Source organism: Streptomyces sp. MnatMP-M17 (genome assembly GCF_900091995.1).
Classification (GTDB): Bacteria; Actinomycetota; Actinomycetes; order Streptomycetales; family Streptomycetaceae; genus Streptomyces.
The window spans coordinates 1-14,520 of record NZ_FMDK01000287.1 but is presented as its reverse complement, the minus strand read 5'-3'; the positions used below and the strand labels follow the sequence as shown (position 1 = coordinate 14,520).

Genomic DNA, 14,520 nt, shown 5'->3' with positions numbered 1-14,520 from the left:
CCGGACGGCCGTTCGCCGCGGGCACGCCCAGCAGCGGCGAGGCCGGCACGTGCGCCAGCAGCCCGCGCGCCGCCAGCTCCGGGGTCACGCCCTCGCCGAACCAGTACGCCTCCTCCAGATGCGGATAGCCGGAGAGCACGAAGTGCTCGATCCCCAGCTCGTGGTACTCCTCGATCCGGTCGGCGACATCGGCGTGGCTGCCCACCAGCGCGGTGCCCGCGCCGCCCCGGACCAGACCGACGCCCGCCCAGAGATTGGGCGAGATCTCCAGTCGGTCACGGGAACCGCCGTGCAGGGCGAGCATCCGCTGCTGGCCCACCGACTCGCTCTTGCCCAGCGCCTGCTGGGCCGCCGCGACCGTCTCGGGATCGAGATCGGCCAGCAGCCGGTCCGCCGTCGCCCAGGCCTCCTTCGCGGAGTCCCGCGAGATGGTGTGCAGCCGGATGCCGAAGCGGACCGTACGGCCACGCTCCTCGGCCAGCCCACGGATCCAGTCGATCTTCTCCTTCACCTGGGCAGGCGGCTCGCCCCAGGTCAGATAGACATCCACATGCTCGGCGGCGACAGGTCCCGCCGCGGCGGACGAACCGCCGAAGAAGATCTCGGGCAGCGGGTCGGGCGGCAGCGCGGTGAGTCCGCCCTCCACCTGGTAGTGCTCACCGTCGAAGTCGTACGGACGTCCGCCCCAGACGCCCCGGATCACCGACAGGAACTCCGCCGTCCTGGCGTAGCGGCGGTCGTGGTCGAGATGGTCGCCGAAGCGCCGCTGCTCGGTCGAGTCACCGCCGGTCACCACATTGAGCAGCAGCCTGCCACGGGTGACACGCTGATAGGTGGCCGCCATCTGCGCCGCCAGCACCGGCGAGATCAGTCCCGGCCGGAAGGCCACCAGGAACTTCAGCCGCTCCGTCTGCTGTGCGAGCGCCACCGTCGTCAGCCAGGCGTCCTCGCACCAGGTGCCCGTCGGTGTGAGCACCGCTTCGAATCCCAGCTGCTCGGCCGCCTTGGCGATCTGCGCGAGATATTCGATGTCGGGCGCCCTGACTCCGCTCACCGGAGTGATCCTGGAGCGCTTGATACCGCCGTCGGTGTAGGCGTGGCGGTCCACGAGCGTACGTCCGTCGCCGCCGGTCGGCAGGAACCAGTGCAGATGGATGCTCATCGGGAAGAGGCCTTTCCGTAGCTGCGTGCCGGCGAGGTCGACGGCGGCAGGTCCTTGTTGAAGCGGTCGTCCACGTAGTCGGCGATGTCGAACCGGCGCGGGATGAGTTTCAGGTCGGCGAAGGTGTCGGCGATGGCCTGCTCGGAGTCGACGGCGGGCTGGTCGAGCGCGACGGGCACCCGGGTGCCATGCGTCAGCTTCGCCGCGGCCAGGGCCACTTCGTACGGCAGGCCTGTGTCCTTCGCCCAGACCTTCGCCCACTCCTCGGGATGGTCGAAGACCCAGTTCTGGGCCCGGCGCAGCCGCTCGACATAGTCACCGATGGCCTCGGCCTTCGCCTTGTCCGCGAGGGCGGAGGGCGCGGCGACCTGGAAGTTCAGACCGTTGACGACGCCCTCGCCGTCGGTCAGGACCCGTCCCTGTCCGGCCTGTAGCACCTGTGAGGTATATGGGTCCCACACGGCCCATGCGTCCACCTTGCCGCTGGTGAACGCGGCGAGCGCGTCAGCCGGCTGCAACAGTGTGACCTTGATGTCGTCCAGTGTGAGACCGGCCTCCTTGAGCGAGGCGATGAGCTGGTAGTGCGCCGAACTGCCCTGGGCGACGGCGACCGACTTCCCTCGGAGATCGGTGGTTTTGCTGAGCGGCGAGTCCTTGCGTACGAGAATGGCCTCGCCCCGGGAGGAACCGTGGGTCGCGGCCACGATCGTGATCTTCGAACCGGCTCCGGCGGCGAAGACCGGTGGAGTATTGCCGACGGAACCGACGTCCACGGCCTTGGCGTTGACGGCTTCGAGCATGGGTGGACCGGAGGTGAAGGTCGACCACTTGATCTTGTACGGGAGATCGTCGAGTTCACCGGCCGCGCGCAGGACGGCCTCGGCACCGCCCTTCTGGTCACCGACGTTGAGTGTCAGGGAACCCTTGCCGTCGACGGAGCCGCCCGCGCCGCCGCCGGAGTCGTCGGCGGACGAGGCGCCGGAGCAGGCGGTGAGCAGGAGGGTGAGGGGGAGGACGAGAGGGAGGAGGACGGCGGGGAGGAAGCGTTTCATGGGGGAGTGGCTTTCTGAGGAGGGGCCGGGGGAGAGGCCTGAAGTGAGGGCCGGGGCGCGGTGAGGTCCGGGGCGTGCGAGAAGGCTGAACGAAGCGGCAATGTGAGGCACCACGCGAGTACTTGCAGGCGATACGCGGGTCTTGCCGGCACCACGCGGGTACTTGCCAGGACTACACAGCGGCGCCGGGGGCGGCCGGTTCGTCGACGCCGAGTTCGGTGAGCAGCCGCGAGCGGAGCGCCGGGAAGCCGGGATCGCCCACGGAGCGCGGACGGTCCAGCGCGACCTCCGTCTCGTACGCGATGACACCGTCGCGCATCACCAGCGCCCGGTCCGCGAGGAGCAGCGCCTCCTCCACATCATGTGTGACCAGCAGGACCGCGCAGCCGCGCCGCTGCCACAACTCGGCGACCAGCCGCTGGGCGTTGAGCCGCGTCAGCGCGTCCAGCGCGCCGAACGGCTCGTCGAGCAGCAGCAGATCGGGTTCCCGCACGAGCGCCCTGGCCAGCGAGGCACGCTGGGCCTCGCCGCCCGACAGCGTCTTGGGCCAGGCGCTGGAGCGGTGGCCGAGTCCCACTTCCTCCAACGCGCTCTCGGCGACGGCCCGTCCGGGCTTTCCGTCGAGACCGAGCAGTACGTTGCGCCAGACCCGTTTCCAAGGCATCAGCCGTGGCGCCTGGAACGCGACGGCGCGTCGTTTCGGTACGAGCACCGTGCCCTCGATATCGCGGTCGAGCCCGGCGAGTACCCGTAGCAGCGTCGACTTGCCGCAGCCGCTGCGGCCCAGCAGCACGGTGAACTCCCCGGGCCGCAGCGTCAGATCGAGCTTGTCGATCACCGGACGTCCGTCGAAGGCCCGGGTCAGCCCTTCGACCCGTACCGCGGTGCCGTCGGAGGCGGCGCGCGGACTCGGACTCACTGGCCCTGGAAGGTCGGTCGCCATTGCAGCAGCAGCCTTTCGAGAGTGCGGACGACGGCATCGGCGAGCAGTCCGAGGAAGGCGTAGACGACCAGGCAGACGACGATGACATCGGTACGGAAGAACTCCCGGGCCTGGTTCATCAGAAAGCCGATACCTGCGTCGGCGTTGATGGACTCGCCGAAGACCAGCGCGAGCCAGGCGGTGGCGAGCGAGTACCGCAGACCGGTCATCGCGCCGGGCAGCGCGCCCGGCAGTACGACATGCCGGATCAGTCCCCACCGGCGCAGCCCCAACGACTGTCCCGCCTCGATGAGTTGCTCGTCGACTCCGCGAATCCCGGCGTACACGTTGAGATAGAGATGGAAGGCGACACCGAGCGCGATGAGCGCGATCTTGGGTGCCTCGCCGATACCGAGCCAGATGATGAAGAGCGGGATCAGCCCGACCCAGGGCACGGTGCGCAGCATCTGTACGGTCGCGTCGACCAGATCTTCACCGAGCCGGGAGAGTCCGGAGACCAGGGCGAGGGAGATACCGATGACTCCGCCGAGCAGCAGCCCGACGGCGACGCGCCGGAGTGAGACGCCCATGGCGGTGGGCAGGGTGCCGTCCGCGATCAGATCGCCCGCGGCCCCGGCGATGGTGCCGGGCGAGGCGAGGATGTCCTCGTGGAGCACGCCCGTCGCGCTGAGCACCTGCCAGACGAGCAGAAGCAGCAGCGGCCCGACGGTACGGCGCAGCCACCGCGGTACGGAGCGCCGCCGGGAGCCGGGTGCGGAGGCGGGAGTGATCGGCTCCATATCGGGCGGCCGGTTCTTGGACAGGACGGAAATATCCGGCGGGGCGTGGCCGAGAGTCATAACAGCTCCACGGGGACGAAAGCGCGCGGAAGAGGGAGGACGCGGAAGAGGGAGGACGCGGAGGGGGGAGGACGCGGCTCGATGTCCGTGTGCGGTGGTACGGCGACGGCACACGGTCAGGGGGTTACGGCACTCATCCGGGAAGGAAGCCGGGACACGGCCGGCGAGGAGAACGGCGCGGACGCCTGGAAAGGATCAGCAGCCGCGACAACACGCGGCGGACGCCACCCGCAGCAGGTCGATATGACCGCGCGTGGTGAGCAGAACTGATCGCAACATGGCGCCGAACGTAGCGAGAGTTTCCGGATCCGGTCAATGGTGTCTCGGCACGCGGACGGGCGATCCCGCGGACCGGGCGGCAGGATGGGGCCATGTCCGACGCGTTCACCACCAGAATCCTGAACATCACCACCGGCACCCATGAGGCCGTGACCGATCTGACCCATGCGTGCGAGGAGTTCCTCCAGCAGACCGCGGCGGGCCGGGACGGCCTGCTCCATGTCTTCGTACCGCACGCCACCGCCGGGGTGGCCCTCATCGAGACCGGCGCCGGCAGCGACGACGACCTGCTCACCGCGCTCCGGTCCTTGCTCCCCGCCGACAACCGCTGGCACCACCGCCATGGCACCCCGGGCCATGGCCGCGACCACGTACTCCCGGCCCTGATCCCCCCACACGCCACACTCCCGGTCATCGCCGGCCGACTGGCCCTGGGCACCTGGCAGTCGGTCTGCCTGGTCGACACGAATGTCGACAACCCGGACCGTCAGGTGAGGCTGAGCTTCCTGGGGTGAGCAGTGGCATGGGTCAGAAGCAGTCGGCCCGGCCCTGCTCCCGAATCTTCCCCGCCCGTAACCGTCGATTTCATGGGTCGGCGGAACGCTGCACAATGTGCCCCATGAGTAGCCATTACGAGGTCGTCCTTTCGTGCCTCCTCCGCGACGACACCCCTGATTCCGTCCTTGCAGCGCTGCGCTGGCATCTGGGTATGGACACGGAGGAGCCTGAGGATCTCGACTTCGAGGAGTGTCCTTCCCCGCTGCTGGAGCCGAATCCGAACAGCCGTCTTCCCGGTGGGGACTTCGTCTCCCTGCGGCGCCAGGTGCAGGGTTTCTCGGATGCCGGGGAGGTCCATGCGTGGGAACTGTTCGCGCGGACCTACTGGGTCGATGACCACATGCTTTATCTCACCACGCTGCTGGACCTGATCGCGCCGTATGTCGCGGTGTCCGGCTACGGGGGTCACCATCGCGACGAGTACGGGACCGCGACGACCGCCTTCGTGTTCCACGGGGGAACGTACGACCCGGTCGGGTTCTGAGCCAGGTGCCGGGCAGGAGGCGGGGCGGGGCCGGGGAAACCTCCGGTCCTGCCCTGCCTCCGGTGCCGTGTCGGCCGGTGTCGCGTCAGCCGATGCCGATGCGTGTCTTCCAGTAGCTCGTGGTGCCGATGATCTCCGTGCCGGAGCCGGAGAGCACGGCCCGGCCGCCTGCGTAGAACCTCACGGATCCGTCGGACCGTACGGTCCAGATATCCGGTATCGCGTCCCCGTTGGCGTCCGGTGTGCCGATCAGGTGCGGGATGCTCGTACTGGACCAGCCGACGGAGCCGTACTCGATGTCCACACCTCCCGCCGAATTGGCCGCGGAAGCCAGGGAGCCGAGGTCCACACCCCCGCCGGAGGCCGCGATGCCCTTGCGGAGCAGCAGTCTGCCGGTGGCATCGGTGCGATAGACGAGGTCGGTGATGCCGTCGCCCGAGATGTCCTGGGCCGTGACGATGTCGCGTTCGGTCCAGGCGGACGAGGACAGACGGGTGGCCTTGTCGATCGAGGCGCCGTTGTAGCCGGTGAAGACCCACAGCGCGTCACCGACGGTGGCGAAGAAGTCGGTCAGGCCGTCTTCGGTGGCATCGCCCGCCGCCACGATCTGGGTGAGATCGGCGGGGCTGGGCGCACCGGGAGGCAGCAGGATCTCCCGTCGGTTGTCGATATTGACGGCGCCGTAGCCGTCTCCGGGGTAGACCCAGAGCTTTCCGCCGACCCGGACCACCAGGTCCTGGAGTCCGTCACCGCCGTAGATGTCGCCGTTGTGCGTGATCAGGGCGCCCTTGAAGTGTCCCGACGGCGCGGCGACGAAGGGTGGCAGATCGTCTCCCTGCGGGTCCTTGTCGGGGTTGCCCCGGTAGGCGCCTGACATGGAGTAGTCGAGGTCGCCGCTGCCCTTGGCCAGATCGTTGTTGGTGGCCTGTGAGGGGTAGAGCGAGAGGTTGCCGTTCTCGGTGATCACCATGAGGTCGGGGAGCTTGTCGCCGGTGAAGTCTCCCGGTGCGTCGGCCTGGTCGCGGGGCGAGACGTAGAAGAAGTACTTCGTCGGCTCCGAGACGTTGCCCGCGCCGTCGAGGGCCCGGACGTACAGCACATTGGGGCCGGCGGTCGGAGGCTTGGCATTGCCGATGGTGGCGCTGACGGTGGTGGCCGTTCCGGCCGTACGGGCGAGCGAGAACGGATAGCTGGCGGAGTTGAAGCCGTACTCGTAGCGGACGGTGTCGCTGCTGAGCGCGCGCACGGTGAACGAACCGGGCGTGCCGAACTTCTTGGTGCTCCAGTTGGCGTCCTCGGCACCGTTGCCGAAGCCGTTCTCGTCGCCGTCGGCGTTCGGGAAGTCCGTGGAGCTGACCTTCGGCGGTTTGGGCGCCGCGGTGTCCAGGACGAACCGGCACGGTGTGTTCAGCGGTGAGTAGGCGGAGCTGGCGCCGGCGTCGTCGACTGCTCTCACTCGCCACGAGTAGGTCGTGCCGTTGGTCAGTCTGCTGGTCGGGAAGGCGGAGGTGGTGCGCAGAGCGGTGCCGGTGTCGGCGCCGACGGAGACCTTGCCGGTGGATCCGAGGAGATCGCCGGAGGTGGACAGCTTGGTGGTCGGCCAGAGGTCGAAGTCGAGATAGTCCAGGTTCCTGTCCTTGTCCGAGGCCTTCGCGGTGAACGTCAGGCTGCCGGAGCCCATGCGCACATAAGGCTCGGTGGTGGTGCATTTGGCGTCCGGACCAAGGTCGAGTGAGGTGGGCGCGCTCGGTTTGCGGTTGTACACGAGCTCCAGGACGGGGGCGTTGTCCCCGTTGGCCTGGAACTTCTTCCAGGCGTACTGGGATTTCTCGTCCCGGGCGCGGAGTCCGAAGGTGATGCTGTCCTTGCCCTGGTCGGCCTGCTTCTGGGCGGCCTTGCGCACGTCGAAGGTCTCGTAGGCGTCGCGGCAGCCGGACTTGTACCCGTGGGCGAAGCTCTTGGTCGCGAACTTGTTGCCGTCGTGAAGCTTGGGCGCGTTCTTCCAGTTGGTGTGCGAGTTGACAGGTCCGGTGAGATGCACGCTCATCGACCGCTCGCTGCATGACCAGGCGTAGGTCTCCAGCAGGCGCAGCTTGGCGCTGGTGATCTGGGCGCCCTTGAGATCCTTGTCGAACGCGATGTTGAAGTACGAGCGGGAGGTGCCCCAGGTGTCGGACTCGAAGCCGACGCGGGCCTCGTGGGTGCCGCCCTTGTTGAAGCCCTTGCCGTTGTAGAACGTGGCATTGGGGTGGCGGCTGTACGCGGTGGTCCAGTTCTGGGTGTGCTTCTTGACCGACGGGTCGATGAAGACGGGGTATGTGGTCGCCGGGTCCGCGAGGAAGGCCTCGTCGGGGGTGAACGTCCAGTTCGCCCCCGACAGATCGGTGTCGACGAGCTCGCCGTGCGAGTCGGGCGAGGGGCCGTCGAGGGAGGGCAGGCCGAGCGTTGCCGCCGGGCCGGACTGCGACGGTGCGGGTGTCGGCTCCGGCGGTGCGGACGGCAGCGGTGGTTCGGACGGTGCCACATAGTCGCCGTCGGTGGCGGACGGCAGCGCCTCGGCGTACGGGTCGGTCTGCTCGTCCGCCTCGACGGGTGCTTCCTCGGAGGGGCTCGGACTCTCCTCCGGCTCGGGCCCGGACGTCTCCGTGGGGCCGGGCGCCTCCGCCTCGGTCGGCTGGGCGGTGGCGCCCACCGTGCCGTCGGTGACCGCGGGAACTCCGCTGCTGTCCCACATCAACGGGGTCGGAGACGTCGCGACCTCGTCGCTGTAGACGTTCTCGGCGGTGAGGATGTCGGAGACCGGGTCGAGACGGAAGTTGAGGTCGGGGGAGGTGATGCCGTACGACAGAGTCTTCGCACGGGGGTCGGCCGCCGCCTGACGGTTCTTCAACACGACGAGCTGGGCGAATCCGTCATCGGCGGCGGTGAGGACCAGGTCGGCTCCCGGGAAGATCTCCGGGTACAGAGCGCGCGAGCCGTCGATGACGGGCGCCGGGACGGGGCCCGGCCAGGTGAGCTGGATGGTGTACCCGTCGACGTACAGGGTCACCAGGGGGAGCGATGCCTCGGCGGCGGCTTCAGCTCCTTCGACCAGGGAGACGCGGCGCACCTCGGTGCGCGAGGCACGGTTGTCGCCGTGATCCCCGGAACCGGCGGAGAACACCATCCGGGTGTTGGTCGCCTTGGGTTCCCAGCCGTCGGCGGTGCGGCGCAGATCGGGGTCGACGGCCTTCCACACGCCGTCCACCTTGGCCCGGACCGGCGAGGAGTACAGGTGCTCGGCCATCAGGCCGTCGGGCCGTGCCCAGGTGGTGGACCGAGGAGTCCGCAGCGATGTGACCTCGACAGGCTCGCCGGTCTTCGCCGCCCGGGAGAACGCCTCGGCCTCGGTGACCGGCCCGGTGTGCCGACCGGGGCCGGTGCCGGCACGGCCTGCGGACTCCTGCGTGCCGATGCCCACGTAGCCGATCACGGTCGCGGTGAAAGCCGCGGCGACAACCGCCGCGACTGTCCGACGGCTGGGCGTACGGCGCCAATTGCGCGTCATGGCTGGGCGGTTCCCCTTCCCCCTGGAACCGGCGCACGCCGTTCGGGCGTTGCCGGGGATGCAGAGCCTGGCCATGCGCGGCGGATCTCCCCGATCCGGACCGGACATGGCGAAGCCAGCTGATGATGACCCATCAGCCGTGTTTCGTCACTGGGCGTAGGCCTGACGAGGCGGGCATCGCCTTCGGGGCCGGGTCCGGTGGCTGCGCGGGCGTGGGTGTGGGAAGGGCGCGGGCCCGGCCCGGTTCACAGGGGGCAGATCGGGTGATAGCAGCCCTGAACTTCACGGCGGGCAAAGGCTTTTGACCGTCTTTCACGCGGCTTGATGCCAGTCGGCCACCTTAGGGGAAAGATCACCTTTGGGGCGCGATGGTCCATATGTGCGCTGTCTCTTGGTGAACGTCCCGGTACGAGGCGTGGTGATGATCACATAAGTCTCCTGGTGGTGGCGTGACTTCACCGACTCCCCACACAATCTCCGCCATCTGATACGCCATCATGCGAGGTCCGCTCCGGTCCCGCTCCGAGTGGTCTGGGGGGACCTCGTTGTTCGGTCGACTTCTCCGTGCCCGCATTCTCAGAACGCGGCTCATGGTCGTACCCACTGTGGGCGCGGCCCTGCTGGTGGGGCTGCTGCCCACCCAGTCGCTGGCGCTCCCGCCCGACCCGGCGACCGCGGAGAAGGGCCGTGCGACCCTGACGCTGGAGCCCTTGGAGAAGGATCCGCCGGTCAGCGGTGAGGTCTTCGACAGGAACATCGAGTCTTTGAAGGTCGAGCTGCCCGAGGACCGGGAGCAGGCCCCCGCAGGCACGACCACCGCGCCTCCCGCGGCCTCCGGCGCGGTCACCTTCGACTCCCCGGTCAGCCCCGCGTCGGCCCGCACCGCCGACGCCGGGCCCGTGGCGCTCACACCGGTGGACGACCTGCCGGTCAGCCTCGGACAGGCTCCGGAGCAGCCGGCTCCGACGGGGACATGGCAGGTGTCCGTCACCGACCACGCCGCGTCCATGGCACAGGGCGTGGACGGTGCCGTGGTCACCGTGCGGGCACCGGAGAGCGGCTCCGTCCCCGTCTCGGTGAAGCTGGACTACTCCGGGTTCAAGAATCTCTACGGTGCCGACTGGGCATCCCGCCTGCGGTTCGTGCAGTTCCCCGAGTGCTATCTGACGACGCCGGACGACGAGGCGTGCCAGCAGTACGCCGAGCTGGAGACAGCGAACGACACCGCGAACGAGTCCATCACCGCGACCGTCGACCCGGCCGCCGACGGAACCGTCGGCACGGCCCTCAGCACTGCCCGGCCGGCACAGCGCGGGGCGCCGTCGGTGATGCGGGCGGCCTACCGCTCCTCGACGCCCGTCGCCGCGGCGGGGGACAGCGCAGTCATCGGAGCCATCGATTCCGGCAACGGCGAGGGAGGCTCGTTCAAGGCCACGCCCCTCGCGTCCAATGGCAAGTGGGAGGCCGGGGGTTCTTCCGGTGCGTTCAGCTGGTCGTATCCGCTCGTCGTACCGCCGGCGCCGGCCGGGCCGGTCCCCAAGGTCGTCTTCAACTACAACTCCCAGAGCGTGGACGGCCGCACCGCCGTGTCGTCGCCGCAGACGTCATGGATCGGCGAGGGGTGGGACTACGACCCGGGGCATATCGAGCGCCGTTACCGCAGCTGTGAGGACGACCGCAAGACGCTCGACGCCGGCACACCCAACAACACGGCTTCCAAGGACAAGACGCCCGACCTGTGCTGGGTGTCGTACAACGCCGTGATGTCACTCGCGGGCAGCACCACCGAGCTGGTGAGGATTGCCGGCGGTGACCCCGAGAGCGCCACCGAGATCTACCGGCCGATGCGGGACGACGGCACCCGCGTCGAGCACCGGGTGGGCGCCACCAACGGCGACAACAACGGCGAGTACTGGGTCGTCACCACCCCCGACGGCACCATGTACCACTTCGGACTGAACAAGGTCGGCGGAGGCCACGCCGATACCGACTCGGTCTCCACGGTGCCCGTCTTCGGCAACCACCCCGGGGAGCCCTGCCATGCCGCCGCGTATGCCGATTCGCGCTGCGGCGCGGGCAAGCAGCAGGCCTGGCGCTGGGGACTGGACAAGGTGGTCGACGTGCACGGCAACGCGATGGTCGTCGACTGGCACCAGTCGATCAACCATTACGCCGTGCGCAAGAAGTTCAAGACGCCCGAGGCGTACGAGCGGGCCGCCTACCCGGACTCCATCGAATACGGCATGCGCGTTTCGGACCTGACGAAGCCGTCCGCCCGTATCGACCTCATGGCCGCCCAGCGCTGCCTCGCGTCCGCCGCGATCTGCGACGGCGCGAACTTCGACAAGACCGACGACCCCGGCGCCTACCGGCCGTGGTGGGACAGCCCCGGCAACCTCAACTGCAAGGCCACCTCGAAGCTCTGCCCCGCCTTCCCCTCGTTCTGGACCCGGCTGCGGCTCTCCGCCGTCACCACCTACGCCCAGCGCCCCGGTACGACCACGCTCCAGAAGGTCGACACCTATACCCTGCACCAGTCGTTCCCCGAGGACTGGTACGACACCTCACCGGGTCTGTGGCTCAACTCCATCACCCGCACCGGATACGGGCCCGGGGACACCACGGGCACCGTCCAGTCCAGGGACGGCGTCAGCTTCGCCCAGTACACCGTCGGCTCCGCCTCGCCACTGCGCGGCCGTCTGAGGGACCGTCAGCTCCCCAATCTCGTCCCCACCGGCAGCGGCGACCAGCGGCCCGGCTTCACCCGGCCGCGCATCGGCACCGTCGCCACCGAGTACGGCGGTGACGTCGAGGTCGAGTACACCGGCGGCTGTGCCGTCGAACCCGCCGAGGACAAGGGCAGGGACAACACCACCTGCTTCCCGCTGCGCTGGTCCCCGGACGGCGAGGAGAAGAAGCCCGCCAAGGCGTGGTTCAACAAGTACGTCGTCGCGTCGGTCACCGAGACCGACAATGTCACCTCGCACGGCAAGCCGGTCCACACGACCTACAAGTACGAGAACCCGGCCTGGTCCAAGAGCGACGACGAGTTCACGCGCGCCGCGCTGCGCACGCACAGCGACTGGCGCGGCTACCGGCAGGTATCCGTCACCCGGGGCAGCAAGTCCTCCTCCCAGATCGGGGAACCACAGTCCCAGTCGTACGGCGTCACCCGCTACTTCCAGGGCGTCGGCGGCGCGGTGAAGGACTCGACCGGCACCCGCACCCTGGTGGCGGACGACGCCCGTCAGTACGCCGGCCTGACCGCCGAGAACATCACATACGCCGACTCCGACGGCCGCGTCGTCAAACGCACCCTGAACTACCCCTGGTCCGAGCAGACGGCGTCGCGGCCCCGCGAAGGGGAGGACGGCACCACGCTCACCCCGCTGCTCGCCCACCGTGGAGGCATCAAGCGCATCGATGCCATCCAGACGGTCGACGACAGTTGGCAGGCCGTACGCACACTGGCCGAGGTGGACGAAACCTATGGTCTCCCGGTGCAGGTCGAGACCATGGTCGTCAAGCCCGACGGCACCGGTGAGAGCCTGTCCCAGCACACGTGCACCCGGACGAGCTATGTGCACAATCCCGCGGACTGGCTGATCGGTCTCCCCAAGGAACAGCGCACCACCGCCACCACCTGTGCGGCCTTCGACACCGCGGATCCCGCCACCGAGCTCAAGAGCTCACGGCGTATCTCCTACGACGACCTGGCATACGGCGCCGCTCCTACGAGGGGGCTCGCGACCGGTGTAGCGGAGATCAACGGAGCCGGCACGGCCCACTCCGTGGTCACCAGCACCTCCTACGACCCGCTGGGCCGTGTGCGCACCGTTACCAAGCCGGGCGCCGGAACCACCGAGACCCAGTACGTTCCCGGTGACACCGGAGGACCGGTCACCTCCATGAAGGTGATCAACACCCTGGGACACACCACCACCACGACGTTCGATCCGGGCCGTGCGCTCGCGCTCACCGTCACGGACGCCAACGGCCGTGTCTCGCGCACCGAGTACGACGGTCTCGGCCGGCTGGTCAAGGGCTGGTCCGCGGCACGGTCGACAGCGCCGACACCGGACGTGGAGTTCGGCTACCAGGCGGCCGTCGCCACGCCCGACAGGACCCGGCCCGCCGCCGTCACGATGAAGTCCCTCAAGGACGACGGCTCCTACGCCACCCAGGTCACGATCTACGACGGTCTGATGCGCGAGGTCCAGAGCCAGTCCGAGGCCCACGGACCCGGCCGCATCATCGTCGACACCACCTACAACGACCAAGGTCTGCTGTACGAGAAGACCGGCGGCTATCTCGTCAAGGGGCAGCCGGCCGGCGATCTCTTCGAGCCCAGGTCGAACACGCTGATCCCCAACTGGACCAAGACGCGTTACGACGGCCTCGGCCGCCAGGTCCGCCTGTCCACCTACCACGGTCAGGACTTCAAGTACGCCGCCTACACCTCGTACACCGACACCAGCACGTTTGTCGATCCGCCCGGCTCCACCGCCCCGTCCAGCAAGTCCTTCACCGACGCCCTGGGCCGTGTCACCTCCGTCCAGCACTACACGAACGCGGACAACAGCGGGCGGCGCGTCACGTCGTACGCCTACGACAAGCGCGGCAACCGTGAGAAGGTCACCGACCCGGCCGGCAACGTCTGGTCGTACACCTACGACGCCCGGGGCCGTGTCACCGCCGCGACCGACCCGGACACCGGCACTACCAGAACCGGCTACGACGACGCCGACCGCCCGGTCAAGGTCGACAACGCGCGCCAGCAGTCGACCTACACGCAGTACGACGACCTCGGCCGGGTGACCGCGGTCCGCGAGGGGTCGCCGACAGCCGCCCCGGCCAAGGAGTTCACCTTCGACACCCTGCCCGGCGCGCTGGGACAGCCGGTGGCCGCCATCCAGCACGACGCCTCCGGTGACTACATCTCCCGGGTCACCGGTTACGACGCCGGTTACCGGCCCACCGGGCGCGAGACCGTGATCCCGGCGAACTCGATGACCACCGGTGTTTCGGGCACCTACGCCTACGCGTACAGCTACAGCCTCACGGGACGCCCGCTGACGGTGACGATGCCCGCCAAGGGCGGACTCGCGAGCGAGAAGGTCGTCACCCGCTACAACGAGGACGGGCTGGCCGAGTCCACGTCCGGGCTCTCCTGGTACACCTCGAACGCCACGTACTCGCCCTACGGCGAGGTCCTGCGTACGGTCTCCGGAGCCCAGCCCTACCGGGTCTGGACGACCAACTTCGTCGACGCGCACACCGGCCGCCTCCAGCGCACGGTGACCGACCGGGAGACCGCCTCCCCGCACGCGATCAACGACAGCTACTACTCGTACGACGCCTCCGGCACGATCACCTCCAACGCCCGCAGGCTCAGCGGCTCCACCGGTGCCGTCTGGGACAACCAGTGCTTCACCTACGACGTGTTGGGCGAGCTGGTGAACGCCTGGACGTCCGGCGTCGAGCCCGCGGGCAACGGCACCGGGTGCACATCGGCGAGTGGCACCACATGGGGATATCGCACCGACGCGGCCCCCTCCTCCGGCCCGGTCGCCGACGCGCCCGACGCGGAGTCGGACGCCGACGCGCCCGACCCGGCACTCGCGGCGGCTCTGGCCGCGGCGGCACCGGCCACGGG

At 69.0% G+C, this 14,520-nt stretch carries 9 protein-coding genes; 3 read left to right on the top strand and 6 right to left on the bottom strand.

The window, feature by feature from the left end; genetic code table 11:
* The 5 genes from GA0115259_RS13650 to GA0115259_RS42790 all read right to left on the bottom strand — a co-directional run.
* On the bottom strand, nt 1–1,162 hold a 1,162-nt coding region (locus tag GA0115259_RS13650; RefSeq protein ID WP_093595800.1), incomplete at its 3' end, for an LLM class flavin-dependent oxidoreductase.
* Nucleotides 1,159–2,214, bottom strand: coding sequence for an ABC transporter substrate-binding protein (locus GA0115259_RS13645; protein ID WP_093595797.1), 1,056 nt, complete (start codon nt 2,212–2,214; stop codon nt 1,159–1,161). The genes GA0115259_RS13645 and GA0115259_RS13650, both read right to left, overlap by 4 nt.
* A 172-nt stretch (nt 2,215–2,386) precedes the next feature.
* Nucleotides 2,387–3,157: an ABC transporter ATP-binding protein gene (locus tag GA0115259_RS13640; protein WP_093595794.1), complete on the bottom strand. Its 771-nt coding sequence runs from the start codon at nt 3,155–3,157 to the stop codon at nt 2,387–2,389.
* Nucleotides 3,130–3,996, bottom strand: a complete 867-nt coding sequence (locus GA0115259_RS13635) for an ABC transporter permease (RefSeq protein WP_093595791.1) — start codon at nt 3,994–3,996, stop codon at nt 3,130–3,132. The genes GA0115259_RS13640 and GA0115259_RS13635 overlap by 28 nt, the downstream gene beginning before the upstream one ends.
* 195 nt (nt 3,997–4,191) lie before the next feature.
* Entirely contained in the window at nt 4,192–4,275 is an 84-nt protein-coding gene (locus tag GA0115259_RS42790; protein ID WP_315986669.1) for a putative leader peptide, read from the bottom strand.
* A 92-nt stretch (nt 4,276–4,367) separates the two neighbouring features.
* On the opposite strand from GA0115259_RS42790, the gene GA0115259_RS13630 reads away from it, so the two are divergent.
* A complete protein-coding gene (locus GA0115259_RS13630; protein WP_093595788.1) occupies nt 4,368–4,790 on the top strand; it encodes a YjbQ family protein in 423 nt (140 codons plus the stop codon).
* Between the two features lie 104 nt (nt 4,791–4,894).
* Entirely contained in the window at nt 4,895–5,317 is a 423-nt protein-coding gene (locus GA0115259_RS13625; protein ID WP_093595803.1) for a hypothetical protein, read from the top strand.
* 85 nt (nt 5,318–5,402) lie between these two features.
* Here GA0115259_RS13625 and GA0115259_RS13620 read toward each other — a convergent pair whose 3' ends face one another.
* Nucleotides 5,403–8,864, bottom strand: a complete 3,462-nt coding sequence (locus tag GA0115259_RS13620; protein WP_093595785.1) for a DNRLRE domain-containing protein — start codon at nt 8,862–8,864, stop codon at nt 5,403–5,405.
* A gap of 590 nt (nt 8,865–9,454) precedes the next feature.
* On the opposite strand from GA0115259_RS13620, the gene GA0115259_RS13615 reads away from it, so the two are divergent.
* Nucleotides 9,455–14,520: hypothetical protein (locus GA0115259_RS13615; protein WP_107469181.1), on the top strand; the 5,066-nt coding region annotated here is incomplete at its 3' end.